This is a genomic window from Pelomonas candidula (genome assembly GCF_043555985.1).
Lineage (GTDB): Bacteria > Pseudomonadota > Gammaproteobacteria > Burkholderiales > Burkholderiaceae_C > Pelomonas > Pelomonas candidula.
In genome coordinates this window covers 58,748-84,957 of record NZ_JBIGIC010000001.1, presented here as the reverse complement: position 1 = coordinate 84,957, position 26,210 = coordinate 58,748, and the positions used below count along the sequence as shown (strand labels likewise).

Annotated in this window: 26 protein-coding genes; 17 read left to right on the top strand and 9 right to left on the bottom strand. The window is 70.5% G+C overall.

The window, feature by feature from the left end; translation table 11 throughout:
* Positions 1-7 precede the first annotated feature (7 nt).
* Positions 8-685: a Bax inhibitor-1/YccA family protein gene (locus ACG04R_RS00425; RefSeq protein WP_394405485.1), complete on the bottom strand. Its 678-nt coding sequence runs from the start codon at positions 683-685 to the stop codon at positions 8-10.
* A 105-nt stretch (positions 686-790) separates the two neighbouring features.
* On the opposite strand from ACG04R_RS00425, the gene ACG04R_RS00420 reads away from it, so the two are divergent.
* The 5 genes from ACG04R_RS00420 (at position 791) to ACG04R_RS00400 (ending at position 5,806) form a co-directional block, all read left to right on the top strand.
* Positions 791-1,687: a LysR family transcriptional regulator gene (locus tag ACG04R_RS00420; RefSeq protein ID WP_394405483.1), complete on the top strand. Its 897-nt coding sequence runs from the start codon at positions 791-793 to the stop codon at positions 1,685-1,687.
* A gap of 87 nt (positions 1,688-1,774) precedes the next feature.
* A complete protein-coding gene (locus ACG04R_RS00415; RefSeq protein ID WP_394405481.1) occupies positions 1,775-2,953 on the top strand; it encodes an isovaleryl-CoA dehydrogenase in 1,179 nt (392 codons plus the stop codon).
* A gap of 23 nt (positions 2,954-2,976) precedes the next feature.
* On the top strand, positions 2,977-3,654 hold the full coding sequence (gene can, locus ACG04R_RS00410; protein ID WP_394405479.1) for a carbonate dehydratase: 678 nt from the start codon (positions 2,977-2,979) through the stop codon (positions 3,652-3,654).
* A 14-nt stretch (positions 3,655-3,668) separates the two neighbouring features.
* Positions 3,669-5,456, top strand: a complete 1,788-nt coding sequence (gene aceK / locus ACG04R_RS00405; RefSeq protein WP_394405477.1) for a bifunctional isocitrate dehydrogenase kinase/phosphatase — start codon at positions 3,669-3,671, stop codon at positions 5,454-5,456.
* Between the two features lie 35 nt (positions 5,457-5,491).
* Positions 5,492-5,806 (top strand): luciferase domain-containing protein, encoded by a 315-nt coding sequence (locus tag ACG04R_RS00400; protein ID WP_394405475.1) that lies wholly within the window; start codon positions 5,492-5,494, stop codon positions 5,804-5,806.
* Positions 5,807-5,847: 41 nt separating this feature from the next.
* Here the strand turns inward: ACG04R_RS00400 and ACG04R_RS00395 are convergent, their stop codons facing one another.
* Positions 5,848-6,216, bottom strand: coding sequence for a VOC family protein (locus ACG04R_RS00395; RefSeq protein ID WP_394405474.1), 369 nt, complete (start codon positions 6,214-6,216; stop codon positions 5,848-5,850).
* A 163-nt stretch (positions 6,217-6,379) separates the two neighbouring features.
* Between ACG04R_RS00395 and ACG04R_RS00390 the strand changes: the two genes are divergently transcribed.
* Entirely contained in the window at positions 6,380-6,631 is a 252-nt protein-coding gene (locus ACG04R_RS00390) for a DUF3297 family protein (protein ID WP_394405472.1), read from the top strand.
* Here ACG04R_RS00390 and ACG04R_RS00385 read toward each other — a convergent pair.
* Positions 6,622-7,983: a cytochrome P450 gene (locus ACG04R_RS00385; RefSeq protein ID WP_394405470.1), complete on the bottom strand. Its 1,362-nt coding sequence runs from the start codon at positions 7,981-7,983 to the stop codon at positions 6,622-6,624. The two genes, ACG04R_RS00390 and ACG04R_RS00385, sit on opposite strands and share 10 nt — an antisense overlap.
* A gap of 58 nt (positions 7,984-8,041) precedes the next feature.
* Here ACG04R_RS00385 and ACG04R_RS00380 point away from each other — a divergent pair, with 58 nt between their 5' ends.
* The 6 genes from ACG04R_RS00380 (at position 8,042) to ACG04R_RS00355 (ending at position 13,246) form a co-directional block, all read left to right on the top strand.
* Positions 8,042-8,893 carry a helix-turn-helix domain-containing protein gene (locus ACG04R_RS00380; RefSeq protein ID WP_394405469.1) on the top strand — a complete coding sequence of 284 codons (852 nt, stop codon included), beginning with the start codon at positions 8,042-8,044 and terminating at the stop codon, positions 8,891-8,893.
* Between the two features lie 59 nt (positions 8,894-8,952).
* A complete protein-coding gene (locus tag ACG04R_RS00375) occupies positions 8,953-10,131 on the top strand; it encodes an acetyl-CoA C-acyltransferase (protein WP_394405467.1) in 1,179 nt (392 codons plus the stop codon).
* 3 nt (positions 10,132-10,134) lie between these two features.
* Complete coding sequence (locus tag ACG04R_RS00370) at positions 10,135-11,268, top strand: hypothetical protein (RefSeq protein WP_394405466.1); 1,134 nt, start codon at positions 10,135-10,137, stop codon at positions 11,266-11,268.
* A gap of 30 nt (positions 11,269-11,298) precedes the next feature.
* Complete coding sequence (locus ACG04R_RS00365) at positions 11,299-11,934, top strand: LysE family translocator (protein WP_394405464.1); 636 nt, start codon at positions 11,299-11,301, stop codon at positions 11,932-11,934.
* Positions 11,931-12,596: an SDR family oxidoreductase gene (locus ACG04R_RS00360; RefSeq protein WP_394405462.1), complete on the top strand. Its 666-nt coding sequence runs from the start codon at positions 11,931-11,933 to the stop codon at positions 12,594-12,596. Before ACG04R_RS00365 ends, ACG04R_RS00360 begins: the two co-directional genes overlap by 4 nt.
* Positions 12,597-12,775: 179 nt before the next feature.
* A complete protein-coding gene (locus ACG04R_RS00355; RefSeq protein ID WP_394405460.1) occupies positions 12,776-13,246 on the top strand; it encodes a MaoC family dehydratase in 471 nt (156 codons plus the stop codon).
* A 46-nt stretch (positions 13,247-13,292) separates the two neighbouring features.
* Here the strand turns inward: ACG04R_RS00355 and ACG04R_RS00350 are convergent, their stop codons facing one another.
* Both ACG04R_RS00350 and ACG04R_RS00345 read right to left on the bottom strand, forming a co-directional pair.
* Complete coding sequence (locus tag ACG04R_RS00350) at positions 13,293-13,658, bottom strand: response regulator (RefSeq protein WP_394405459.1); 366 nt, start codon at positions 13,656-13,658, stop codon at positions 13,293-13,295.
* Positions 13,655-15,466: a PAS domain-containing sensor histidine kinase gene (locus ACG04R_RS00345; RefSeq protein ID WP_394405457.1), complete on the bottom strand. Its 1,812-nt coding sequence runs from the start codon at positions 15,464-15,466 to the stop codon at positions 13,655-13,657. Before ACG04R_RS00345 ends, ACG04R_RS00350 begins: the two co-directional genes overlap by 4 nt.
* 104 nt (positions 15,467-15,570) lie before the next feature.
* On the opposite strand from ACG04R_RS00345, the gene ACG04R_RS00340 reads away from it, so the two are divergent.
* The gene (locus tag ACG04R_RS00340; protein WP_394405455.1) at positions 15,571-16,893 is read left to right on the top strand and encodes a hypothetical protein; all 1,323 of its coding nucleotides are present in this window, start codon (positions 15,571-15,573) and stop codon (positions 16,891-16,893) included.
* Position 16,894: 1 nt separating this feature from the next.
* Here the strand turns inward: ACG04R_RS00340 and ACG04R_RS00335 are convergent, their stop codons facing one another.
* The gene (locus ACG04R_RS00335; protein ID WP_394405453.1) at positions 16,895-19,942 is read right to left on the bottom strand and encodes a VIT domain-containing protein; all 3,048 of its coding nucleotides are present in this window, start codon (positions 19,940-19,942) and stop codon (positions 16,895-16,897) included.
* A gap of 196 nt (positions 19,943-20,138) precedes the next feature.
* On the opposite strand from ACG04R_RS00335, the gene ACG04R_RS00330 reads away from it, so the two are divergent.
* Complete coding sequence (locus ACG04R_RS00330) at positions 20,139-21,269, top strand: acyl-CoA dehydrogenase family protein (protein WP_394405450.1); 1,131 nt, start codon at positions 20,139-20,141, stop codon at positions 21,267-21,269.
* 5 nt (positions 21,270-21,274) lie between these two features.
* Here the strand turns inward: ACG04R_RS00330 and ACG04R_RS00325 are convergent, their stop codons facing one another.
* Positions 21,275-21,838 (bottom strand): hydrolase, encoded by a 564-nt coding sequence (locus tag ACG04R_RS00325; RefSeq protein WP_394405448.1) that lies wholly within the window; start codon positions 21,836-21,838, stop codon positions 21,275-21,277.
* Between the two features lie 75 nt (positions 21,839-21,913).
* Here ACG04R_RS00325 and ACG04R_RS00320 point away from each other — a divergent pair, with 75 nt between their 5' ends.
* Together ACG04R_RS00320 and ACG04R_RS00315 are read left to right on the top strand one after the other, a co-directional pair.
* Complete coding sequence (locus ACG04R_RS00320; RefSeq protein WP_394405446.1) at positions 21,914-22,513, top strand: TetR/AcrR family transcriptional regulator; 600 nt, start codon at positions 21,914-21,916, stop codon at positions 22,511-22,513.
* Positions 22,514-22,582: 69 nt separating this feature from the next.
* A complete protein-coding gene (locus tag ACG04R_RS00315) occupies positions 22,583-23,665 on the top strand; it encodes a methyl-accepting chemotaxis protein (protein WP_394405444.1) in 1,083 nt (360 codons plus the stop codon).
* Between the two features lie 26 nt (positions 23,666-23,691).
* On the opposite strand, the gene ACG04R_RS00310 is transcribed toward ACG04R_RS00315, so the two are convergent.
* The gene (locus ACG04R_RS00310; protein WP_394405443.1) at positions 23,692-24,129 is read right to left on the bottom strand and encodes a hypothetical protein; all 438 of its coding nucleotides are present in this window, start codon (positions 24,127-24,129) and stop codon (positions 23,692-23,694) included.
* A gap of 129 nt (positions 24,130-24,258) precedes the next feature.
* On the bottom strand, positions 24,259-25,161 hold the full coding sequence (locus ACG04R_RS00305) for a lactate/malate family dehydrogenase (RefSeq protein WP_394405441.1): 903 nt from the start codon (positions 25,159-25,161) through the stop codon (positions 24,259-24,261).
* A gap of 112 nt (positions 25,162-25,273) precedes the next feature.
* Here ACG04R_RS00305 and ACG04R_RS00300 point away from each other — a divergent pair, with 112 nt between their 5' ends.
* The gene (locus ACG04R_RS00300; protein ID WP_394405439.1) at positions 25,274-26,203 is read left to right on the top strand and encodes an ABC transporter ATP-binding protein; all 930 of its coding nucleotides are present in this window, start codon (positions 25,274-25,276) and stop codon (positions 26,201-26,203) included.
* Positions 26,204-26,210: the final 7 nt, after the last annotated feature.

The window sequence follows — 26,210 nt, the reverse complement described above, 5'->3', positions numbered from 1 at the left end:
GGGCAGATCAGTCGTCGGAACCGGCGAAGCCGAACAACTGCAGCAGGCTCGTGAACAGGTTGAAGATGGACACGAACAGGCTGACCGTGGCGAGCACGTAGTTGGTCTCGCCGCCGTCGACGATCTGCTTGGTCTCGAACAGGATGAGGCCGGCCGACAGCAGGGCCACCACGGCGGAGACGGTCAGCGCCAGCGCGGGGATCTGGAAGAAGATCGCCGCGAGACCGGCGAGCATCGCCACCACCATGCCGGCGAACAGGAAGCCGCCCATCCATGACAGGTCGCGCTTGGTGGTGCGGGCATAGGCCGAAAGCGCCAGGAAGACTGCTCCGGTCGCGCCCAGCGCCAGCATGACGGCCTGGCCACCTGATGGCAGCGCCAGCGTGCGGGTCAGCAGCGGGCCCAGCGTCCAGCCCATGAAGCCGGTCAGCGCGAACACCAGGCCGATGCCGCCTGCGCTGTTCTTCAGCTTGTGGATGCCGAACAGCAGGCCGAAGTAGGCGACCAGCGTCAGGATCAGCCCGGGGCCGGGCAGGTTGAAGGCGACCGCGGCGCCGGCGACGGCGGCGCTGAACAACAGCGTCATCGACAGCAGCGCGTAGGTGTTGCGCAGCACGCGGTGCGCGGTGCTGCGGTCGACGGAACCGCCATGGGGCATGGCGATGGCGTAGGGGCGGGTTTGCATGGCAGACCTCCAGTAAAAAACAGGCTCAGCGTAGGCAAGCCAGCCATCAAATAAAAGCAGAGAATGGCGAAGCTTTTCTTCTGCTTAACTTGTGGAGTCAACTCGATGAGCATGAGCTTCAGCTACCGCCACCTCTACTACTTCTGGGCCGTGGCCAAGGAGGGCGGCCTCACGCGTGCGGCCGAGCGGCTGGGCCTGTCGGTGCAGACGGTATCGACGCAGGTGCGCGAGCTGGAGCAGGCACTCGGCGCGTCGCTGCTGAAGCCTGCCGGCCGCGGCCTGACGCTGACCGATGCCGGCCAGGCCGCGCTGGAAGTGGCTGAGCAGATCTTCTCGTTGGGCGAGACGCTGCCCGAGCGCGTGCGCGACGCCGCCACGGCGCCGGCCGTGCGCCTGGCGGTGGGCATTTCCGACGGCCTGCCCAAGCTCGTCGTGCAACGGCTGCTGCAGCCCATCATCGACACGCCGCACCTGCGCCTGCTGTGCCACGAGGACGAGTTCGACGACCTGCTGGGCGACCTCGCGCTGCACCGGTTGGACGTCGTGCTGGCCGACCGGCCCGCGCCGCCCAACCCCAATCTGCGTGTCTACAGCCACGAGCTGGGCAGTTCGCCGATGGCCTGGTTCGCGGCGCCGCGCTGGGCTTCGGCCGCGATGCGCGACTTCCCGGCGTCGCTGGCCGACGTGCCGCTGCTGCTGCCCACGTCGCACGCCGCCGTGCGCGTGCGGCTGGACCAATGGCTGGAGCGCAACGGCGTGCGTGGCCGCGTGGCCGGCGAGTTCGAGGACAGTGCGCTGCTGGCCACCTTCGGCGCGGCGGGGATGGGCGTGTTCCCGGCCGCGGCGCTGATGAGCGACAAGCTCGTCGAGCGCGACGGCCTGGTGCGCGTGGGCGACTGCACGGGCGTCGAGGAGTCCTTCTTCGCCGTGGGTACCGACAAGAAGATCGTCCACCCGCTGGTGCAGCGCCTGCTGCCGCAGCGGGCGGGCGCCTCAGGTTGAGTTGCTACAGTTGACGTTTACGTCAATCAAGCGCCCGCAGCGCCTGGCACAACCGGGCGTCTAGCGGGCCGCACAGGAGACTCCCGCATGAATCTGCCCGGCCTCAACTTCCAACTCGGCGAAGACATCGACGCGCTGCGCGACGCGGTGCGCGCGTTTGCCGACGAGGAGATCGCTCCCCGCGCGGCGGAGATCGACCGCAGCGACCAGTTCCCCATGGACCTGTGGCGCAAGATGGGCGAGCTGGGCGTGCTGGGCATCACTGTGCCGGAGCAGTACGGCGGCGCCAACATGGGCTACCTCGCGCACATGGTGGCGATGGAGGAGATCAGCCGCGGCAGCGCGTCGGTGGGCCTGAGTTACGGCGCGCACAGCAACCTGTGCGTGAACCAGATCAAGCGCAACGGCAACGAGGCGCAGCGCGCGAAGTACCTGCCCAAGCTCATCAGCGGCGAGCATGTCGGCGCGCTGGCGATGAGCGAGCCGGGCGCGGGCTCCGACGTGCTGAGCATGAAGCTGCGAGCCGAAGACAAAGGCGGCTACTACGTCGTCAACGGCAGCAAGATGTGGATCACCAACGGCCCCGACGCCGACACGCTGGTCGTCTACGCCAAGACCGAGCCCGAACTGGGCGCGCGCGGCGTGACGGCCTTCCTGATCGAGAAGGGCATGAAGGGCTTCAGCATCGCGCAGAAGCTCGACAAGCTGGGCATGCGCGGTTCGCACACGGGCGAGCTGGTGTTCCAGAACGTCGAGGTGCCGGCCGAGAACGTGCTGGGCGGCGTCAACAACGGCGCCAAGGTGTTGATGTCAGGGCTGGACTACGAGCGCGCCGTGCTGACCGGCGGGCCGCTGGGCATCATGCAGGCGGTCATGGACAACGTGATCCCCTACATCCACGACCGCAAGCAGTTCGGCCAGAGCATCGGCGAGTTCCAGCTCATCCAGGGCAAGGTGGCCGACATGTACACCGTGCTGCAGGCTGCACGCAGCTTCGCCTACACGGTGGCCAAGAACCTCGACCTGCTGGGTGCCGAGCACGTGCGCCAGGTGCGCAAGGACTGCGCCTCGGTCATCCTGTGGACGGCCGAGAAGGCGACCTGGATGGCCGGCGAGGGCGTGCAGATATTCGGCGGCAATGGCTACATCAACGAGTACCCGCTGGGCCGGCTGTGGCGTGACGCGAAGCTCTACGAAATCGGCGCGGGCACGAGTGAGATCCGCCGGATGCTGATTGGGCGGGAGCTGTTTGCGGAGACGATGTAACTCCTGGCTGAGAAAATGGCGGCATGACGAACGCATCCAACCACGAACTGCAAGACCTGCTCGACAAGAACAAGAGCTGGGCCGCCGACACCGAGGCCCGTGAGCCGGGATTCTTCTCTCGCCTGCTGAAGCAGCAGACGCCGCAATACCTGTGGATAGGCTGCGCCGACAGCCGCGTGCCGGCCAACGAGCTGGTGGACCTGCTGCCGGGCGAGCTTTTCGTGCACCGCAACGTCGCCAACGTCGTCGTGCACTCGGACCTGAACTGCCTGTCCGTCATGCAGTTCGCGGTGGACCACCTGAAGGTGCGCCACATCATCGTCGTGGGCCACAGCAACTGCGGTGGCGTGCGCGCGGCGCTGTATGACCTGCGCGTGGGTCTCGTCGAGAACTGGATACGCCACGTGCAGGACGTGCGCCACATGCACAGCGAATGGCTGGAGACCGTGCCCGAGCCGCGGCGTGTCGACGCACTGTGCGAGCTGAACGTGCTGGAGCAGGCCCGCAACGCCTGCCACACGACGGTCGTGCAGGACGCCTGGCACCGCGGGCAGGAAGTCGTCGTGCACGGCTGGGTCTACGGCCTGCACAACGGCCTGCTGGAAGACCTCGCGCTGACGGCGGGCCGCCCCGAGGACGTGGACCCGGCCTACCGGCGCGCGCTGGCCAACGTCAAGAAGCGCTACGCCACGGCTGCCTGAGCAGGGTCGGGCGCGTGTTCCCGACGCAGCTCACGGACACCCGCGCCTTCGAGATCGCCCGGGCGCTGCTGGGCGGTTTCGACCATCACTACGCGCTGTTCCGCGCCACGTCCGCCGAGGCCAAGGCCCGCTTCGAGCGCGGCGACTGGGCCGGCCAGCAGCGCGCGCAGGCGCAGCGCATCGAGTTCTACGACACCCGCGTCGCCGAGACCAGCCAGCTGCTGGAGCAGCGCTTCGCGGCGTCCACGCTGTCGATGGACGTCTGGCAGCAGGTCAAGCTGCACTTCATCGGGCTGCTGACCGACCACCACCAGCCCGAGCTGGCCGAGACCTTCTTCAACTCGGTGTGCACGCGCATCCTGCACCACGCCTACTTCCACAACGATTTCATCTTCGTGCGCCCGGCCGTCTCGACCGAGTACATCGAGAACGACGAGCCGGCCGCGACGCCGACCTACCGCGCCTACTACCCGACGCCCGACACGCTGCAAGCGACGCTGCAGCGCTGCATCACCAACTTCCAGCTGGACGGCGAGTTCGTCGACCTGCAGGCCGACGTGCGGCGCGTGCGGGACGCCGTGCTCGACCGGCTGGGCGACATCCGCTGGCGGGCCAACTTCCAGCTGCAGGTGCTGTCCAGCCTGTTCTACCGCAACAAGGGCGCCTACGTCGTCGGCAGGATCATCAACGGCTTCACCGAGACGGCGTTCGCGCTGCCCATCCTGAGGCGGGCCGATGGCCGCTTCTTCGTCGATGCGCTGCTGTTCGGCGAGGACGATCTGCTGGGCCTGTTCAGCTTCGCGCGTGCCTACTTCCTCGTGGACATGGAAGTGCCCAGCGCCTTCGTGGCCTTCCTGCGCGCGCTGATGCCGCGCAAGCCGCGCTCGGAGATCTATGCGGCGCTGGGCCTGCAGAAGCAGGGCAAGGCGCTGTTCTACCGGGACTTCCTGCGCCACCTGCGGCACAGCAGCGACGCCTTTCGCATCGCGCCCGGCATCAAGGGCATGGTCATGCTGGTGTTCGATCTGCCGAGCTATCCCTTCGTCTTCAAGGTCGTCAAGGATTTCTACCCGGCGCCCAAGGACACGACGCGCGAGCAGGTGCAGGCCAAGTACCGGCTCGTGAAGGCGCATGACCGCGTGGGCCGCATGGCTGACACGCTGGAGTACACGCGCGTCGCCTTCCCGCGCCAGCGCTTCGACGACGAGCTCGTCGCGGAGCTGAAGCACTTCTGCCCCAGCCTCATCGAGGAGAGCGGCGACGACCTCGTCATCAGGCATGTCTACATCGAGCGCCGCATGGTGCCGCTCAACCTCTACCTGCAGGACGCGACGCCGGAGCAGGTCGAGCGCGTCGTCGTCGAGTACGGCAATGCGATCAAGGACCTCGTGGCCGCGAACATCTTCCCCGGCGACATGCTGTGGAAGAACTTCGGCGTGACCCGCCACGGCAAGGTCGTGTTCTACGACTACGACGAGATCGAGTACCTGACCGACTGCAACTTCCGCCGCGTGCCCGAGCCGCGCAACGAGGAGGAAGCGATGTCGGGCGAGGTCTGGTGGCACGTCGCGCCGCGCGACGTCTTCCCCGAGACCTTCGCTCCCTTCCTGCTCGGCAACCCCCAGGTGCGCGACGCCTTCATGCGCCACCATGCTGACCTGCTGGATGCCGACTTCTGGCAGGTCCACAAGGAGCGCATCCTGGCGGGGCATGTGCACGACGTGTTTCCGTACGATGCGTCGCGGCGATTCGCCGCGGCCGAGCGGGGCAGCGGTGCCGGGCGCCCCGGCGCTCCCGCATGAGGCGTCACGCCGAGAGCCCTCTTCCCACCTTGACCATGGCCGCCCTGAAACAGCAACTGCTCGATCTGCTCGCCGGTGTCGATGGCGTGACGGCGCAGCCATCTCCCGTCGCTGGCGGCACGGCCCTGTTCTGTCGCGGCAAGGAATTCGCGCACTTCCACCACGATCACGAGCTCGATCTGCGCCTCACGCGCAAGCTCATCGCGTCCCTGGGGCTGTCGCATCCGGCCGGGTCGATCCATCACCCGGCGCGCTCGGCGAACTCGGCATGGATAGAAGTGCGCTTCCACTCGCCGGACGATGTGCAGCGCGCTGCCGAACTGGTGAGGCTGGCCGTCGCGCAGCGATAGCGGCGTCAGCCTTGGGGCCGTCGCCCGGGGTGCCCGGCCGCTCAGCCCTGCGTGGGCCGGAACACCCGCACGCGGTGACCGTCCGGGTCGGCCGTCACGGCCGTGAAACCGAAGTCCATCGTGGTGGGGCCTTGCAGCACCGGCCAGCCCGAAGCCTTCCAGGCGGCGACGGCGGCGGTCACCTCGGCGTCGCTGCCTACGGTGATGCCGATCTCCGCGCCGCCGCCACGCTGGCCGCTGGCGGGCTGCACGTCGTGCGCCGCCCAGAGGCCCAGCATGGTTTTGTCGTTGAGCATGAACATCGCGAAGTTGGGGCTCTGCTCCACGGGCTCGCGACCCAGCAGCGAGCGGTAGAACAGCACGCTCTCGGCGGGGCTGTGCACGTAGAGGATGAGGCAATCGGGTTGCATGGCGGTCTCCTGCGTTGACGAAGGCCGCCATGCTCGGCCGCACCGCTGACAGGTGCTGTCAGCAGCCGCTCTGTGCATTTCCACCTCGCGCGGTGGTCGCGTCGCGGGCCGGTGTTCCTGGCTCGAGGACAATGCGCGCCCTGCTCAACGCACCCGAACTCCCATGTCCGACGCCGCCGCCAACCGCCCCGAACTGCCCGACCACCTCAGCGTCGACCCGCGCAGCCCCCACCATGTCGCCGCCGTCTTCGAGCACGACATCGGCATCCGCTTCAACGGCAAGGAGCGTCAGGACGTCGAGGAATACTGCATCAGCGAAGGCTGGGTCAAGGTGCCCGCCGGCAAGACGCTGGACCGCAAGGGCCGGCCGCTGTGCATCAAGCTGAAAGGCACGGTGGAAGCGTTCTATCGCTGAACCAGCTTCAGCTTCAGCGGCGCATCCGGCCGCAGCGTGACCGCCATGCGCGGCCTGGGCGCTTCGGTGCCGACCGGGCTTAGCTCGAAGCGTTGCAGCAGCAGCGCCGCGATCAGCGTCATCTCCAGCACGGCGAAATGCTGGCCCAGGCAGACGCGCGGCCCCAGGCCGAACGGGATGTAGGCGCCGCGCGGGATCTCGTGCGCCGAGCCGGGCAGGAAGCGCTCGGGCTTGAAGGCCTGCGCGTCCGGCCACCAGCGCGGGTCGCGATGCAGCAGCCACGGCGTCACGCGCACCAGCGTGCGCGCCGGCAGGCGCACGCCGCCGACCGTGATGTCGCGCGTCAGCCGCCGCGTCAGCATGGCCGCCACCGGCGGGTACAGCCTCATCGCTTCCTTCAGCGTCGCGCTCAGGAGCGGCAGCGCGCCCGCGTCGTCTGCTGTTGGCACGCGGCCGGCGAGCACCGTGTCGACCTCGGCGCGCACCCGGGCCTGGATGTCGGGGTGGGCCGCCAGCAGCCAGCTCCACCACAGCAGCGCTGTGGCGCTGGTCTCGTGGCCGGCCTGGAAGCTGACCATGCACTGGTCGTACACCTCGCGCGGCGACAGCGCCTCGCCGGTGGTGTCGTCGCGCAGCGCCTTCAGCATGCCGAGCAGGTCGGTGCGGCCTTCGTCGCCCGACGACTGCCGCGCGTCGATGTGGCCGGTCAGCAGCCCATGCAGCAGCTTGCCGGCGCGGCGCTTGGCAGCCTTGCCGGGCAGCGGCAGCCAGTCGGGCAGCGTGAAGGGCCAGAACATCTCGGCCAGCGCCGTCTCGCTGAGCACCTGCACCGCGTTGGCCGCGGCGGCCGTGTCGTTGCCGATGGGCGTGCTGAACAGCGTGCGCGAGATCACGTCCATCGTCAGGTGGCTGAAGAGGGCGTCCATCGCGACCTCGCCGCCAGCCTTGTCAACCTTCACCGCGTCCAGCCCCTGCACGGCGGCCTCGGTCATCAGCGTCGCGTAGCCGGCCACGCGCTTCGGCGTGAATGCGGGCATCAGCATGCGGCGCTGGCGCTGCCACGTCGCGCCCTCGGTGACGAGCACCGACTGCCCCATCAGCTCGGCGAACACCTCAGGCCCGCGCTGCCAGCGCACCAGTGCGTCGGCGTGGTCCACCATGATGGCGCGCAGCAGCTCGGGGTCGAACACGTCCACGCCACGCTCGCCGAGGATGCGCTGGGCCACCAGGTCGCCCAGCGAGCGCTGCGCGGTGATGACGGCGAGGTAGTCGCGCCGCATCGCCATCAGCACCGGGAAGCCCCACCAGCGGGTGGGGCGGCTCGGGAGGTCGTTCCAGGTCAGTGCAGTCATGACCGAATGCTGCGCCCTCGCGAAGGATCGGGTCTTGAACGAATGCGACACTGACCGCATGACCGACGCAGGCACCCGTCTCTGGCTCCCGCCGCTGGCCCTGGCCGGCTGCGTGCGCGCCGTGATGATGCGGGACACCCGTGGCCGCGCGCTGAGCGCCGTCGAGCGCGAGAACTACTTCCCCGCGACGCCGCTGGTGCAGCTGTTCTGGTGGGCCGAGGGCTGCAGCGAGTGGCTGGAGGCGCCAGGCTTCTCCGTGCCGCCGCCCGACCGGCAGTTCGCGCCGGTGCAGTTCGGCGGGCCTTTCACGCTGCCCACGCACACGCGCAACCCGGGCGCGATGTGCGCCTTCAAGCTGCTGATGCTGCCGGACGCGTTCGCGGCGCTGACCGGCATCGCGCTGGACCGGCACGTCAACCGCGTCGTTGATGCGCGTGAGCTGCTGCCGCCCGACTGGCGGCCATGGCTTGACGCGATGTCCGCCGCGGCCGACGACGCGGCGCGCCTGCAGCTGCTCGAAGCCTTCATGGTGCCGCGCTGGCATGCGCTCGGCGCACAGCAGCCTGGCCACCGCTACGCCGCGTGGACCGAGGCGCTGGCCGTGCGCGCCGCCACCAGCGCTGCCGGCCGCAGCCTGCGCCAGCTGGAGCGCCGCATCAAGGCCTGGGCCGGCCTGCCGATGCGCGAGCTGCGTGCGGTGTCGCGCGCCGAGAGCGCCTTCTACGCGGTGGCCGCGGCCGAGGGCGGTGGCGCCGTCAACTGGGCCGACATCGCCGCCGGCAGCGACTACGCCGACCAGTCCCACCTGTGCCGCGAGACGCGCCGCCTCACCGGCTTCAGCCCCGAGGACCTGCGCCGTCGCATCGCCACCGAGGAAGCCTTCTGGGCGTACCGGCTTTGGCGCGATTGACGTGAACGTCAATCAAAGCGAGCAAAATGCCGGCATCGCTTTCAACTCAGGAGACTGCCATGTCCGATCCCGTCGTCATCGTGTCCGCCGCCCGCACCCCCATCGGCGGCCTGCTGGGTGATTTCGCCGGCCTCGCCGGCTGGGAACTGGGCGCCACGGCCATCAAGGCCGCCGTCGAACGTGCCGGCGTGCCGGGCGACGCCGTCGATGAAGTGCTGATGGGCAACTGCCTGATGGCCGGCCAGGGCCAGGCGCCCGCCCGCCAGGCCGTGCGCCGTGCCGGCCTGCCCGACTCCGCCGGCGCCGTCACGCTGAGCAAGATGTGCGGCTCCGGCATGCGCACCGTCATGTTCGGCCACGACATGCTGGCCGCGGGCTCCGCCGAGGTCATCGTGGCCGGTGGCATGGAGAGCATGACCAACGCGCCCCACCTGATGTTCGCGCGCAAGGGCGTGAAGTACGGCGTGGCGCAGATGTACGACCACATGGCCATCGACGGCCTCGAAGACGCCTACGAGCGCGGCAAGGCCATGGGCGTGTTCGCCGAGCAGTGCGTGGCCAAGTACGCCTTCAGCCGCGAGGCGATGGACCAGTACGCCATCACGTCCACGCAGCGCGCCAAGGCCGCCAACGAGAGCGGCGCCTTCGACTGGGAGATGGCACCCGTGACGATCAGCTCGCCCAAGGGCGACACCGTCGTCAAGTTCGACGAGCAGCCCTTCAAGGCCAAGCTCGACAAGATCCCGACACTGAAGCCCGCCTTTAAGAAGGACGGCGCCATCACCGCCGCCACGTCGTCCAGCATCTCCGACGGCGCTGCCGCGCTGGTGCTGATGCGCGAGAGCACGGCCAAGGCGCGCGGCCTGCAGCCCATCGCCCGCATCGTCAGCCACGCTGTGCACGCGCAGGCGCCGGACTGGTTCACGACCGCCCCGGTCGGCGCCATCCAGAAGGCGCTGGCCAAGGCCGGCTGGCAGGCCAGTCAGGTGGACCTGTGGGAAGTCAACGAAGCCTTCGCCGCCGTCACGATGGCCGCGATGGCCGAGTTCAAGCTGCCGCACGACATCGTCAACGTCAACGGCGGCGCGGTGGCGCTGGGCCACCCGATCGGCGCCAGCGGCGCGCGCATCATCGTCACGCTGCTGGGCGCGCTGAAGGCGCGCGGGCTCAAGAAGGGTCTGGCGGCGTTGTGCATCGGGGGTGGCGAGGCGACGGCGCTGGCCGTGGAAATGCTCTAGGCGATGAACAGGCGCCGGCTCCGAGACCTGGGTCTGTGGCTGGCGCTGATCGCCGTCGGCGGCGACGCCGCCTGGGCCTTTCAATGCGCCGTGCCAATCCAGGACGTTCAGGAGGTGACACAGCGCAAGCTCGAGGCGGCTTCCGCGGTCTGGATTGGTCGCGTGCAGGCGGTCGGCGAGGAGCTCAACGCCCCGGGTGACGTGTGGAACCGGTCAATTCCGGTCCGCTTCACGGTGGAGCGGTTGTTCAAGGGGCGCGGCGAAGCCGAGATTGAGGCGGTGCTGCCACTGCAGGGCGACGTGACGGTCGGGCAGCGCCTGCTGGTGTTCGCGCGGCCGAGCACGCCGCAGGAGCGCCTCGACCAGACGCGGGGGCGCTGGGCGTCGCGGCGTTGGATGGCTGCGCAGCAGCTCCCGAAGGATGCCCAAGGCCGGGTGATCGACGGCGAGCGCTTTGGCGCGCTGATCAAGGAGTCGGCGCAGAGCGAAACCCTCGTCCGCGTGGCCGACCCGGACCTGCCCCGACTCACCGCGGGTGGTGCGTGCGAGGCCTTCGTTTTTTCGCTGTCTCGGGACGGCGGGGATGTCGCGGCTGCCAGGACCGAGCTGCCCCATCCGCTCGATCGTGGCAATGAAACCATGCTCTGGAGGCTGGCCATCGTGCCGACTGCGGGCACGGGCGGGCGGTTGTGGCTCAGCCTCGATGTCGAGCTGGCGCCGGGTGCGCCAGGCTCCACGGTGCAGGCGGAACTGCAGCCGTCGGCGGGATCGGCCGGCGCAGAGGTGCGGCTGACTGGCGGGACGGACGAGCGCCGATTCGGCGTGCGCTGGCTGACGGCTTCGCAGCAACGAGGCGCGTTGAGTGCGGTTTCCCTACCGCCCGGCAGCCACCACCTCGAACTGCCAGTGTTGCCAAGCTATGAACTGACCTGCTGGCGTGCGCACATGAAGGAGGATTGCCAGACCGTCACCGTGGCGGATGGCGGGGTCGTGGTCCGCAAGCTGTTCTACAAGAGAAAGTCGGGCTTGCCGGCGAACGGTACCGGGCTCACGCCAGCCGCGTTGGCGCAGCAGCTCGACGACTTCAGGCGGCAATGGGCACAACAGACAGCGTCTTGGACGGCTCAACGACACTAGATGCCCTGGCATCGACCCCCGCCTCTGACCATGCTCGGTACCCACGACCTTCCCCTTTTTGCCGCCACCGTCTTCGTCCTCAACGCCACGCCCGGCGTCGACATGGCGCTGACCATCGGTGCCACGCTGCGGTCGGGGTGGCGCGCCGGCGCGGCGGTGGTGCTGGGCATCAATCTGGGTTGCGTGTTCCATACCTTCGCGGCGGCCTTCGGGCTGGCAGCGCTGCTGGCGGCCTCGGCCCAGGCGTTCGCCGTCGTGAAGCTGGCGGGCGCGGCCTACCTGCTCTACGTGGCCTGGGGCATGGCCCGCGCCGGCCTGCGGCCGCCCGTGGTCGCAGAAAACACGGCCGACGTGGTGCCGCTGACCTTCCGGCGCGGCGTCTGGCAGGGCTTCCTGACCAACGCGCTCAACCCCAAGGTTGCGTTGTTCTATCTGGCACTGCTGCCGCAGTTCATCGACACCGATGCGCCGCACAAGACCGGGGCTTTCGTGTTCCTGGGCCTGTGGTTCGTCGTGCAGGGCGGCCTGTTCTCGCTGGCCCTCGTGGGGCTGACCGCGATGGCTCGCCGCCTGCCGACCCGCCCGGGCATCGGTCGGGCGCTGAATCTCGGCGGCGCCGGCCTCTTCACCCTGCTGGCCGCCAAGCTGGCGTTGACCAAACCATGAACGTCCTCATCATCGGCGCGTCGCGCGGCCTCGGCTTCGAGTTCGTGCACCAGTACCGCGCTGCAGGCGCCCGTGTGACGGCGACGGCGCGCGACGATGCGGGGCTGCAGCGCCTGGGCGAGCAGGGCGCCCGAGCGCTGAAGCTCGATGTGGCCGATGCGGCCAGCGTGTCGGGCCTGGCCTGGCTCATCGACGGCGAGCGCTTCGATGTCGTCGTCATCAACGCCGGCGTCTACGGCCCGCGCACGAGCGGGCTGGAGACGCCCACGGCGGCCGACTTCGACGCCGTCATGCACACCAATGTGCTGGGCCCGATGCGGCTGCTGCCGCAGATCGCCGAGGCGCTGGCGCCGGGCGCACGCGTGGCCATCCTGTCGTCGCAGATGGGGAGCATCGGCTTGCGCAGCAGCACGGCAGGCTGGCTGTACCGCGCGTCCAAGGCGGCGGCCAACTCGGTCATGAAGGACGCGTCGCTGGTGCTGGCGGGCCAGGCCACCGTCATCAGCTTCCACCCCGGCTGGGTGCGCACCGACATGGGCGGCGCCGGTGCCGACATCGACACCGCCACCAGCATCGCCGGCATGCGCACCGTGCTGGCCAGCGTGAAGCCGGCGGACAGCGGCAGCTTCTTCAACTACGACGGTCGCCGCCTGGCCTGGTGAGGCCGCTACCAGCGCAGCGGGTAGATGCCTGTCCACCAAACCGGCTGCACCGCGTCTCGATCCCGTCACACACCTTGCGCTAACGTTCCGGACATTGGCATCGCGATTGCTTGCGCCCCCCGCAGGCACGCGCTTTGGCCGCTGAATGCCCCGTTACGGGGCGCCCGGGAGAAAGCAGTATGGACACCCCTCTTGTCGACATTGAGTCACCCCCACTGGTCCGCGTGGGCGAGACCTGCGAGCGCCTCGTTCGCTTCACGCGCGAAGACATCGCCACCTTCGCCCGCGTGACGGGCGACACCAACCCGCTGCACCACGACGTGCAGGCGGCGCAGCGCGCCCGCCATGGCGAGATCATCGCCAGCGGCCAGCAGACGACGGCACAGATGATCGGCCTGCTGGCCAGCCATTTCTCCCGCAGCGACGATGGCCAGGAGCGCGAGCTGCTGTGCCTGAACTTCAACTTCGCCTTCAAGGCGCCGGTGTTCGCCGAGCAGGACCTGGTGCTGCACTGGCGCGTCGCCAGCGTCGAGTGGAATGCCACGCTGGGCGGCTGGCTGTTCCACGCCGACGGCCGCGCCACCGTGCGCCACGCCCACCCCTGCGTCATCGGGCGCGGCACGCTGCTGGTGAAGGTCGCACAAGATTGAATCGAGGCTGAGGCACTCGCGCTGAATTGCGGGCCGGCGAGGGGCTTCATTTCAGCCATGCCCGCACCTGCTCCGCCAGCCGGGCCACGTCGATGGGTTTGCCCAGGTGGGCCGAGCAGCCGGCGGCCAGCGCGCGGGCCTTCTCCTCGGGGAGGGCCTGGGCGCTCATGGCCAGCACCGGCACGTCGCGCAGCGCCGGGTCGGCCTTGAGCCGGCGCGTGGCCTCGTAGCCGTCCATCACCGGCATGCGCAGGTCCATCAGGATGATGTCGGGCCGGCGCGCCGCCGCGGCGGCCAGCGCCTGCTCGCCGTCGGTCACCCACTCGACCTCGAAGCCGGCGTCCTCCAGCACGTAGCGCGCGAGGTAGGCGTTGACGTCGTTGTCCTCGACCAGCAGCACGTGTGTCGTCATGGGAGTGGGTCCAGTTCGACGATGAAGCGCGAGCCGCCGCCTTCGGCCGGCTCGTGGCGGATGCGGCCGTTCATCAGGTGCAGCAGCTGGGCGCTCAGGTACAGGCCCAGGCCCGTGCCCTCCTGCGCATGGGCGACGCCGCCCTCCAGCTGACGGAAGGGCTGGAACAGCAGCACGCGGTGTTCCTCCGGCACGCCGGGGCCATGGTCGCGCACGGCGATGACGAGGCGCTCACCGTCGCGCCGGGCGCCGATCTCGATGTCGCCCTGCTGGCCGAACTTGATCGCGTTGCCGACGAGGTTCAGCAGCACCTGGGCCAGCTTGAGGCGGTCGCCGTGCCAGGGCAGCGGCGAGGTCATCGCCAGCACCAGCCGCAGGCCGCGCGACTCGGCCAGCGGCCGCAGCTGGCCGGCCACCTCGGCGGCGACCTCGGCCACGTCCAGCGGTGCGACGCTCAGCTCCGTGCGGCCGGCCTCGACACGTGACAGGTCCAGCAGGTCGTTGATGAGAGCCAGCAAGTGGCGGCCCGAGCTGGACACGAAGCCCAGCTGACGGACCTGCTCCGGGTTGACCGGGCCGCTGCGGCCGCCGCGCAGCAGGTCGGTGAAGCCGAGGATGGCGTTCAGCGGCGTGCGCAGCTCGTGGCTCATGCGCGCGAGGAACTCGGACTTGGCGCGGTCCGCCTCCTGCAGCCGCCGGTGCTCGGCGGCCACGCGCTCGGCGGCGCGGCGCTCCGAGAGGTCGCGCATGAAACCGACGAACAGCGCCTCGCCGTCGAGCTCGAAGCGGGCGAAGCGAATCTCCACCGGCAGGTCACGCCCGTCGGCATGGCGCGCCAGCGTCTCGACGCCGCGCCAGTCCAGGCGCTTCTCGCCGGTCGCGAGATGACGTGCCAGGCCCGCCACGTGCGGTGCGCGCAACGCCTCGGGCTGCAGCGCCGCCAGCGGCTGGCCCACCAGGCTGCCCGGCACATGTCCCAGCATCGTGTGCATGGCCGGATTGGCGAGGCGGATGCGGCTGTCGGCATCGATGATGAGCGTGCCGTCGATGCTGGTCTCCCACAGCGAGCGGAACAGCGCCTCGCTGCGCAGCACGGCCTGCGAGGCGGCCTGGTCCTCGCGGGCACGCCGCAGCACCAGGCCGGCGGCGGCCAGGCCGAACAGCAGCGTGCTGACGATCAGCACGCCGATCAGCGCGTTCGACGTCAGCCGCGCGGCCTCGCCCAGGCTGTCGGAGAAACGCTGCTCAAGCGGCGTCAGGTGCGCATCCACGGCCAGCACGCGGGCCTGCAGCGCGGCGCGGGCGTCGGGCGGCAGGCTGCGCGCCTGGCCGGCCAGCTCGGCGAGTTCGGCAATCAGCTCGTCGCCCTCGCGCCAGGCGGCGACGGACTTGGCCATGAAGGGCAGGCTGCGGCAGCAGTGGTAGAGCCGGACCATGCCGGGCGCGTCGTCGGCGTGGTTGCGCGCCGCGACGAAGCTGGCCCGCGCCTCGTCGTCGTGGGCGCTGCCGCGGTCCATCGCGTCGCGGGCGCGCCGGTCGTTCAGCGGCACGGCGATCTCGCGTTCGTAGACCTTGAACTCCGCCTCGTTGCCGGACTGCAGATAGGCCAGCAGTGCCAGCGTGGCGCTTTTCTGCGCGCGCGACCACTGGCTCTCGCCGGCCACGTAGGCCCGCGCCGCCGACATCGCCGTGACGGCGAACAGCGCCAGTGCCGCCAGCAGTGTTGCCATCGCGAGCAGCAGCCACGCCACGCGCCGCGCGCCGTGCGGCAGCTCGGGGGGCGGGGTGGACGTGGGGACGGAACTCACCACAGCCGAGTATGCCCAGCGGGCGCCATCGGGGGAACCTGAAACGGTAGGAATGCCATGGCCTGGGCGGCCGTATGCTGCGCGCCCAAAAGGGAGAGCCTGACATGCGCCTGGCGTTCAAGGTGTTGCTGTGGTGCCTGATGCCGCCGCTGCTGCTGGTGGCAGCGTGGGTGGTCTGCAATGTCGGCTGGGCCGATGCAGCGCCGCAGCCGGTGCCGGCGGAGCTGCAGCCGCAGGCCGTGACGCTGGCGGCCGCGGATAACGCCTTCTTCGATGGCCAGGGGTTGCAGGCGCCCGAGGGCGAGTCCCCGAACGCCTGGGGTCAGCGCGTATGGCGAGGTGACGTGGATGCCGCCGCGAAGCGGCTGCCCTTGCCGACCGGGGACGACTGGAACTGCAATGCCGGCAAGGCCGACTGCCTGGCGCGGTGGCGCGCGTCCGCCGCGGCGTTGATGGTGCAGATGAACGGGGCGCGGACGTTCGGCGAGCGTTGCTGGGCGCTGGCGGGCAAGCAGGCCTGGCAGGAGCCGATGCCTGTGCGCCGGGAGCGGCCGGCGGATGCAAAACCCTACGACGCCATGCCCCTGCCGCAGTTCGCGCCGGTGTCGGCCTGCATGCGCTGGCTGCAGATCGCGGCCGTGCTGGCGCCGGACGCGCAGCAGGCCCAGGCCGCGTGGGCGCAGGCGGATGCGCTGCTGCGGCTGTTCGCCTCCGGTGCTCAGACCCTGGTCGGCCAGGCCGTGGCCTGGAGCTGGGCGACGCGGCAGCAGCAGTTGCTGGCGCAGTGGTCGGCGCAGCGACCGCGGGGCTATGCGCTGCCATCAGCCTGGATGGCGCAGATGCCGGCACGGCTGCTGACGCCCCGTGCCTGGATGGCGGCGGAATCGCATTGGCAGCGCGAGACAACGGTCGACCTGCTCGGGCATGGCGAGCAGATGTTCAGCACGGACCCGGGCCCGCTGCAGGCCTGGGCCGGCCGCCATCACCTGGGCTACCTGCCCGAGCTGACGGCGCAGGCCACGGCGGCCTACTGGCTGGCGGACCTGCGCCTGTACGGTCATCTGCAGGGCCCGGCGCTGGCGCGCGCCGTGCGCAGCCAGGCCGAGCCGGATGCCTCGTGGTGGCGGTATCTGCGCTGGCGCAATACCCTGGGGCAGGTGCTCGTGGAGGTCGGCCGTCCGGCCTTCGGGCGATACGCGCTGCGCCAGGCAGACCTGGCGCTCTACCAGGCCGCGCTCGAACTCAGCCAGCAACTCAACGCCCAGGCACCCGCCGGGCGCGCGGCCTGGTGGGCGCGCCAGCCGGTGGAAGCCGGCATCCGCGAGCGCCTGACGCTGGACGGCGATGCGCTGCTGATCCGTACCTGGCGCGGCGAGATGGACCCCGCCTACGCCGCGCCGGTACGCTTCCCGCTGCGCCCGTCCTAGGCTACTTCGCGTCGCCGCCCGCCGGCGCTGCCACGTCGAACGTGCCGACCAGCACCTGGTCGCCCCGGCCCGACAGCCGCAGCACGACGCGCTCGTCCTTCTGGCCCGGCGTGCCGTAGCCGGTGGCCAGCCACAGCATCAGCGTCGTGTACGGCGACACCAGCTGCTGGCGGTGGCCGTAGAACTGCGCGCGCACTTCGTAGCGGCCGGGCTTGGCCTTGCGCAGCGAGAATTCTTCGGGGCCGTAGCCGCCGGTGAAGTCGCGCGACATCGCGCCGCCCTGCCGCGTCAGGCGGTGGCCGTAGAAGGCCTTCTCGCCGTTGGGGTCGGTGACCCAGAGGTCGATGTCGGTGTTGTCGGCGTCCCAGGCCAGCACGGCGCGCAGGTCCAGCGGCAGGTTGCGGCGCAGGCGCGCGTCGACGCGGCCCAGGTCCACGCCGGGCGTGCGCGCGGCGATGGCGTTCAGCTCGGTCAGTGCGATGAGGTCGATCTCGGCGAAGCGGCCGTCCCACGGCCGCGCGGCCACGTCCCACAGCAGGTCCACGGCGCGCTGGGGCTGGCCGGCCTGCGCGAGGGCCAGTGCCAGGTCGCGGTGCGACTGCGGCTCGTCCGGCGCCAGCTCGCGCACGCGCTCCAGCAGCGGGATGGCCAGCTTCAGCTCGCCGGCCTGCGTGAGGCGGTAGGCCAGGATGCGCAGGATGTGGCGGTTCTCCAGCTCCATCTCGGCGAGGTTGGACAGCACGCGCAGCGCCAGCGCCTGCTGGCCCTTGGTGAAGAAGATCTCGGCCGCGTCGATAAAGAAGGCCGTGCTGCTGGTGTAGCCGATGCGCTCGTCCAGGTAGATGGCGTAGCGGTCGGCGTCGCCGGCCTCGCGCAGGCGGCGGGCGTAGGCGGCGTCGGGTTCCCAGCGGCGCAGGGCGATGGTGGCGGAGGAGGCTTCGGCAGGAGCTGGCTTGGCAGGCGCTGCGCTGCGCATGCCGGCGACGACGACGGACTCCAGCTGGTTGCCCGCCGGTGGCGGCGCGGGCGCGGCCACCGGTGCGGGCACCCCGGGAATGCGTTGCATCGACTCGGCCACGCGTGCATCAGGGAAGCGGCCAACGTCTTCAGCCACGATGCCGGCTGCCATGGCGGCGGTCGTTGGCCGAACCATCGCCAGTGGCGGCGGCACGGCGGCCACGGGCGGGGGCGGTGCGTCCTTCGGGAACTCGCGCTCCCACCACGCCTGGCGCTCGGCGAAGCGGCGCACCAGGCTGTCGAGCTGGCGCTCGCGGGCCTGGCCGCGCTCGGCGTCGCGCTGGCCCACGCGCTGCTGGTAGGCCGCGCGCATCGCGGCGGTGGGCGGCACGATCTCGTAGCGGATGTAGTCGGCCAGGTTGTCCAGCACGATCAGCGAGGTCTCGGGGCCGACGAGGCGGAACTGCTCGCCCAGGCGGCGGATCTCGGCGCGGTGGCGTGGCCGGTCGGCTTCCAGCTCGGCGCTGCGCAGCTCGGCCCAGCGGCGCGCGGCCAGCGGCACGGCGGCGTCTTCGTCGGCCGGGTTCTTCGCCGCAGGTGGAGCGGTGAAGGTCAGCGTGCGCGGCACGCGGCGGCCTTGCGCGTCCACCAGCGTCAGCTGCAGTGTGGCGGTGGGCGCCGTCAGCCGCGCGGCGATCAGCAGCCGGCCGTCCTCGGGCTGCTGCGACGCGGTGACGACCTGCTCGGCGCCGTCGGCGCGCACGTCGGCCAGGCGCAGCGCCGGGCGGATCAGCGCGTCGAGCGCGGCGGGGGTGTCGAGGCGGTTCAGGTCGACGAGGCGGCCGCCCTGGGTTTCGGCCAGGCGGCGCAGGCGGGCCGAGTCGATGCGGGCGGCGGCCGTCAAGGCGAATACGGGGGCGAGCGGCCCGGTCGGTGCGGCCGTGATGTCGGGCCAGTTGGCCAGGCCGTCGCTGAACAGCAGCGTCAGCGCGCCGTCCCGCGCCGGGCCGAAGCCGGCACCCCAGGCGGCGGCGCTGGTGGCACCGTCGTAGGGCACGGTTTCCAGCCGCTTGCGCAGCACGCTCCAGTCGCCGGCCTTCACGTCGAAGGTGGCGGCGGGCTCGGCCGCGTCGCGCGCGACGGTGAGTTGCACGCGCACGTCGCGGGCGGCGGCGAAGAGGGCGTCCAGCAGCGCGAACTCACGGGCGTGGTCGCGCTGCGCGCCGGAGCCGGAGGCGTCCCAGACGAGGTTCAGCTCGCGCGGCGGCTTCGGCGCGCCGCGGGCGGTGTCCACGGTCAGCTCGGCGTAGCCATAGGCACTGCCGGCGAAGGCCTGCACGACGCTGCTGTCGGCCGCACCGGCCTTCCAGCCGACCACCAGCGCGCCGTGCGGGCGCCAGTTCTGGCGCTGGATCTGCAGGCCGGCCTCGTCGGCGTTGGCGAAGTGCTCGGCGCCGTCCAGCGCGCCCAGTGCCTGCGGCTTGCCCGTGGCGCCACGCAGCGCGATGCGGCCGTCGAAACGGACGATGGGCTGGCCGAAGTCCAGCGGCAGCCGCCAGTGCCACAGGCCCTTGGCGTCGGCGTGTAGCGTCTCGGTCAGCTGCAGCAGCACGCGGCGTTCGCCGCCGGCCGGCAGCGGGTAGATGCGCAGCTTGAAGCTGTTGCCCGCGGTGCGCTCCAGCAGCGCCGGGTCCACGCGCTGGCGGGTCACGTCGTCGAAGACCTGGCGGCCCTTGTCCTTGGGCACCGGCACGGCGCTGACCAGTTCGCCGTTGATGTCCAGCGCGAAGCCGGCCACGCCCTGGCCGTCGGCGAGCGGGAACTCCAACGTTGCCTCCAGCACGCGCGCGTTCGGGTTGTGCACGACCAGCTCGATGCGCGTCTGCGCCTGCGAGCCGGCCAGCACGGTCTGCACGTCCACGCGCTGCAGGCTGAGCGGCTGGCTGGCGTCGGGCACGACGAAGCGGGGCTGGATGATCACGGGCGCCGGCGTCGGCTTGACCGGCGGCGCGGCCTGGCCAAGCGCCACAGTCGCCGCGGCGGCGAGGGAGAGCAGGGCGAGCAGCGAACGAAGCATCGTGGCAGATGGCATGAAGGGTGTCCGGGACGGGCAGGCCTGGCGGGGGCGCCAACCATACCTTGCCCAAACTGGCATGGCCGGCGAGTGCCCGGTGTCTGAGCACCGGGCTTCTGCTTCTACGCAGGCGCCGGCAAAACGGGGTGAACTTCTTTCGGACAAACGCCCGCGCCGACAATGCCGCCACCCCCAACATTCGGAAGCGCCACCCATGCTCCTCCCCGAAGACCACCTCGCCGTGCAAGACGCCATCCGCGCCTTCGTGCAGGCCGAGATCGCCCCCCATGCCGCCGCCTGGGACAAGAACCACCACTTCCCCGCCGAGCAACTGAAGGGCCTCGCCGCCCTGGGGTGCTACGGCGTGGCCGTGCCCACCGAGTGGGACGGTGCCGGGCTGGACTATCTGGCCCTGGCCGTCATCCTCGAGGAGATTGCCGCGGGCGACGGCGGCACCAGCACGGTGGTCAGCGTCAACAACTGCCCGGTCTGCTCCATCCTGATGGCCTTCGGCAATGTCGACCAGAAGGAGCGCTTCCTGAAGCCGCTGGCGCGCGGCGACATGCTCGGCGCGTTCTGCCTGACCGAGCCGCACGTCGGCTCCGAGGCCGGCGGCCTGCGCACGACCGCCGTGCGGGACGGCGACGACTACGTGCTCAACGGCGTCAAGCAGTTCATCACCAGCGGCAAGCACGGCGACGTCGCCATCGTCATGGCCGTGACCGACAAGGCAGCGGGCAAAAAAGGCATCAGCGCCTTCCTCGTACCGACCGCCACGCCCGGCTACACCGTCGCGCGCATCGAAGAGAAGATGGGCCAGCACAGCAGCGACACGGCGCAGATCCTGTTCGAGAACTGCCGCGTGCCCGCCGCCAACCGGCTGGGCGACGAGGGCCAGGGCCTGAAGATCGCGCTGTCGGGCCTGGAGGGTGGGCGCATCGGCATCGCGTCGCAGAGCGTCGGCATGGCGCGTGCGGCCTTCGAGGCGGCGCTGCGCTACAGCAAGGATCGCGTCACCTTCGGCCAGCCGATCTTCGAGCACCAGGCCGTGCAGTTCAAGCTGGCCGACATGGCGACACGCATCGAGGCGGCGCGTCAGCTGATCTGGCATGCCGCCAGCCTGAAGGACGCCGGCAAGCCCTGCCTGAAGGAGGCGGCGATGGCCAAGCTGTTCGCCAGCGAGATGGCCGAGCGCGTCTGCTCCGATGCCATCCAGATCCACGGCGGCTACGGCTACCTCGCCGACTTCCCCGTGGAGCGCATCTACCGCGACGTGCGCGTCACGCAGATCTACGAGGGCACGAGCGAGGTGCAGAAGATTCTGATCGGGCGCGCCTTGGCCTGAGTAGGTCAGCTCAATCTGATCTCGGTGGACGGCCGCACATGACCGAGCCGCGGCATGACGAATTTGAACGAGGCCTGGTGCGGCTCGGCCAGCGGCGCGCTGCACAGGTCCTCGGCGATCCACAGCTGGTAGCCCAGCTCCCAGGCCGCCCGGGCCGTGCCCTCCACGCCGATGTGCGTGACGATGCCGCCCAGCACCAGCGTCGTGATGCCACGCCGGCGCAGCTGCAGGTCCAGCTCGGTGCCGTGGAAGGCATTCCACTGGCGCTTGACGATGCTCACGTCGCCCGGCTGCGTCGGCAGCTCGGCGGGGTCGTCCCACCAGTGCGCCGGCAGGCCGCCTGGCGGCATGGGCGCGGGCTGGTCGGTGGTCTGCTTCAGCAGCTCGGGGAAGCCGTCGGACCAGCCCACTTTCACGCGCACGATCAGCGCGCCACGTTCGCGGCAACGCGCCACCAGCGCCGCGGCGCGGCTCACCACGTCGGCCGCCGCGTGCGGCGCCCTGCCGAAGCCGAGGATGCCCTGCTGAAGGTCGACGAGGACGAGGGCGGTCTGGGTGGGGTTTAGCATGGGAACCTCAATTCGTGAGGATGAACTCATGAATAAAAGTTTATGAATGAATCCTCACAAAAGTCAAGCGAGGGTGTGAGCGCGCGCGCACCCAGACGCCAGCGCGGCCATGCCCGCGTGGAGGTGCTGCTGGCCGCCGCGGCCCAGGTCTTTGCCGACAAGGGCTACGACGCCGCCACGACGACCGAGATCGCTGCCGCCGCGCAGTCGTCCATCGGCTCGCTGTACCAGTTCTTCCCGACCAAGGAGGCCGTCGCGCAGGCGCTGATCCAGCAGCAGTCGGCCGACCTGACGCAGCGCCTGGCCGCGATGGCCGAGGCCGGCGCCGGCTGGGATGTGGAGGAACTGGCCCGGCGCCTGGTGGGTGCGCTGATCGACTTCCGGGCCAGCCACCCGTCGTTCGCGCGGCTCATCGACACGCCCGGCGCGCCGGCCGCCGTCGTGCTGGACGTTCGCCGCGGCATGCGGCTGCAGCTCATGGACATCCTGGCGCCGCATGCGCCGTCGCTCGGCAAGGCCCGGCTGATGGCGGTTGCGACGGCGGTGCAGCAGGTCATGAAAAGCGCCGTTGCGCTGAACGACGACCCGGCTGCCGACTCGCCCACGGCCGCGCGCGCCGCGCTGGCGGAGTTGCGCGAAATGCTACGGATCTACCTGCAGACCGCGTTGTCGTGAAACCTCCACGCGGCGTTCCGGGCGGGTCGCGCTAAATTGTTCGGACAACCCCGAGAGGAGACAACCCCGATGTTCGCCAACCTGTCCATTGCCCAGCGCCTGGCCCTCTACCTGGGCCTGTCCGTCGCGCTGCAGGTCTACGTCATCGCCGGCGTGCTGTACGGCATGCCGGCGGGCTGGCTGATCGGTGGCAGCCTGGTGCTGGGCGGTCTCATCGCCTTCGTCTACCTGGACGGCGCGAAGAGCGTGGGCGTGTTCCTGACCGACCTGCTCAGCGGCGCCCATCGCATGAGCGAGGGCGACCTGCGTGAGGACATTCCGCTGCGCGGCAACGCCAGCGCGCGGGCCGGCATGTCGGCGCTCGTGAAGCTGCAGGAGACGCTGCGCAACATGATGGGCACGCTGCGCGACGGCGCCGAGCAGGTCAACACGGCGGCCACCGAGATCGCGGCCGGCAACCTGGACCTGTCCCAGCGCACCGAGCAGGGCAGCGCCGACCTGCAGCAGGCCGCCAGCTCCATGCGCCAGATGACCGAGGCCGCGCGCCACAGCAGCGAGGCGATGGACGAGGCCAGCACGCTGGCGCAGAACACGTCGGCCCAGGCACGCGAGAGCGGCGCCGTGGTGCTGAACGCGGTGGAGGCGATGAACGGGGTCAGCCAGAGCAGCCGCAAGATCGCCGACATCATCGGCGTCATCGACGGCATCGCCTTCCAGACCAACATCCTCGCGCTGAACGCCGCCGTCGAAGCGGCTCGGGCCGGCGAGCAGGGGCGCGGATTCGCCGTCGTCGCCGCCGAGGTGCGCAGTCTGGCGCAGCGCTCGGCGGGCGCGGCCAAGGAGATCAAGTCGCTGATCAGCGCCAGCGTGGAGCAGGTGGACGCCGGCTCGCGCCTGGTGAACGACGCCGGCACGCAGATGCAGGACGTCGTCGCCAACGTGGAGCGCGTGGCTCACCTCATCAAGGACGCCACCGAGCTGGCCCGCACGCAGAGCGCCGGCCTGCGCGAAGTCGCCGACTCGGTGGACCGGCTGGACCAGTCCATGCAGCAGAACGCCGCGCTGGTGGAAGAGGGCGCCGCGGCGGCCGAGAGCCTGAAGTCCCAGGCCGGCCGGCTCAACGAGCTGGTCGGGAGCTTCCGCACTCGCTGACCGGGCCGCGGCGCGCGCGCCGGGCTTTACTTCAGCACCAGCTCGCGGATCAGCTCGCTCCCCAGCACCTCGCGCATCGGGCCGCGCTCGATGGCCGCCTTGTTCTGGGCGGCGTTGTTGCCCAGCACCTTGGCCATGACGGCCTCGGCTTCGTCCGTGCGGTCCAGCGCGGCCATGTTGGCGTAGGTGACGGTCAGGATCAGGTCGGCGTCCTGCGGCGTGCGGGCCTGCTTGCCGAAGATCTTGTAGCCGACGATCAGGCCGGCCTTCTTCTGCGCCTCCATGTTCGCCCGGTAGGTGGTGGACAGGAACTGCATGTAGTCGTCGAAACGGCCGGGCTTGATCTTGATGTAGGAGACCTCCGTGACGGGGCCGTCCTTGTAGGGCTTGGCGTCCTGGGCCCAGGCGAGGGCCGAGGCGCTGGCCAGCGCCAGCGCGAGGAGAGTCGTGGACAGTCTTTGCATGAGGGGGCTCCTTTGGCGTGTCGAGAAATTCGACCCCCTAGTTTTTAGAAGGAACGCCCTTCGCGACGCTGTCCTCGCTGCGGGGCTTCATCCGCAAGCTTGTGGATGCGCCCGGCCGGCGCGTGGTGTTCAGCCGGCGAGCGACGTGAACGCGCGGTCGAGCAGGTCGCTCGACGCCACCAGCGCCTCGCGTTCGGCCCGGTCCATGGCCGGCGCCGTGACCGGCAGCGCGCCGCCCGCGCCGACCAGCGCCGGCAGTGACAACGCCACACCGTCGTCCTGCACGCGGCTGACGGGCAGCAGTCGGTGCTCGTCGTTGACGATGGCGCCGATCAGCTCCGCCGTGACGAGGCCGATGGCGTGGTTTGTTGCACCCTTGCGCTGGATGACCTCGTAGGCTGCACGGCGCACGGTCAGGGCCAGCGCGGCTTCCTCGTCTACCCGCCAGCCCGGCCAGTCGCGCAGCGCCACACCGCCCACGCGCGCGCCAGACCACAGCGGCACCGACGAGTCGCCATGCTCGCCCACCACCTGCGCGTGCACCGAATCCGTCGCCACGCCCAGCCGCACCGCCAGCCGCTCGCGCAGCCGGGCTGTGTCCAGCAGCGTGCCGGTGCCGATGACGCGCTCGGGCGGCAGCCCGCTCGCGGCCCGCACGACGCGGGTCAGCACGTCCACCGGGTTGGTCACAACGAGGATGACGCCGCCAAACCCCGCCAGCGCCTGGCCGAAGCCGGCAGCGATGCGGGCGTTGTCGCGCAGCAGGTCCAGCCGGCTCTCGTCCGGCCGGCCGTTGCGGCCCGCGGCCAGCACGACGATGTCGGCCTCGCGCATCTGCGCCAGCGGCACGGCGCGGACGTTGCAGCGCGGGTAGAAGGCCGCGCCGTCCGACAGGTCCATCGCCTCGCCTTCGGCCACGGCGCCGCGCTGATCGTGCAGCCACAGCTCGCGTGCGTGGCCCGCCAGCAGCGTGGAGAACGCGACGCTGGTGCCGACCCAGCCCGTGCCGATGATGCCGATCCTTGCTTTCATGGGCCAAGTATTGCCGTTCGCGCCGGCCCATGTCGATTCGTCGCAACGTCCTCGGCCCGCCCGGCCTGCCGACCTAGCATGCGTCGCAATTTCGATCCGGGGAGAAGCCGACATGACAGACGACCTGCTGGTGGCGAGCGGCCTGCGCAAGGCTTACGGAGAACGGGTGGCCGTGCACGAGGTCAGCTTCACGCTGCGGCGCGGCGAGGTGCTGGGGCTGCTGGGCCCCAACGGCGCCGGCAAGTCGACGACCGTGGGCATGATCTGCGGCCTGACCGTGCCCGACGCCGGCACGGTGACGCTGGCCGGCGGCGTGAGCCTGGGCCGGGACGAAGCCGGCTACAAGCGCCGCATCGGCCTCGTGCCGCAGGACATCGCGCTGTACGAGGAACTGCCGGCGCGCACGAACGTCGAGCTGTTCGGCGCGCTGTACGGCATGCCGCCCGAGCGGCTGAAGCGCCGTGCCGACGAGGTGCTGGCCATGGTGGGCCTGACCGACCGCGCCGGGGACAAGCCATCCACCTTCTCCGGCGGCATGAAGCGGCGCCTGAACATCGCCTGCGCGCTGGTGCACGATCCCGAGGTGCTGCTGCTCGACGAGCCCACCGCCGGCATCGACCCGCAGAGCCGCAACGCCATCTTCGACAACCTGGAGATGCTGAAGGCCGCCGGCAAGGCGCTGGTCTACACGACGCACTACATGGAAGAGGCCGAGCGCCTGGCCGACCGCATCACCATCGTCGACCACGGCCGCGTCGTCGCCAGCGGCACGCAGGCCCAGCTGTTCGCGCTGTTGCCGGCGGCGCGGACGCTGCACGTCGAGATCGCCGGCGAGCCGGACGATGCCGCGCTGGCCGGCCTGCCTGGCTTGAGCCGCGTGGGCCAGCGGCTGGACGTCAGCGTGGCCGACATCGCCCGCGATGCAGGCACCGTGCTGGCCGCGCTCGCCGAGCGTGGCGTGGCGGTGCGCGGCCTCGCGTCGGCTCGCGCGACGCTCGAAGACGTGTTCCTCCAACTCACCGGCCGCCAGCTGCGCGACTGAACCGGGA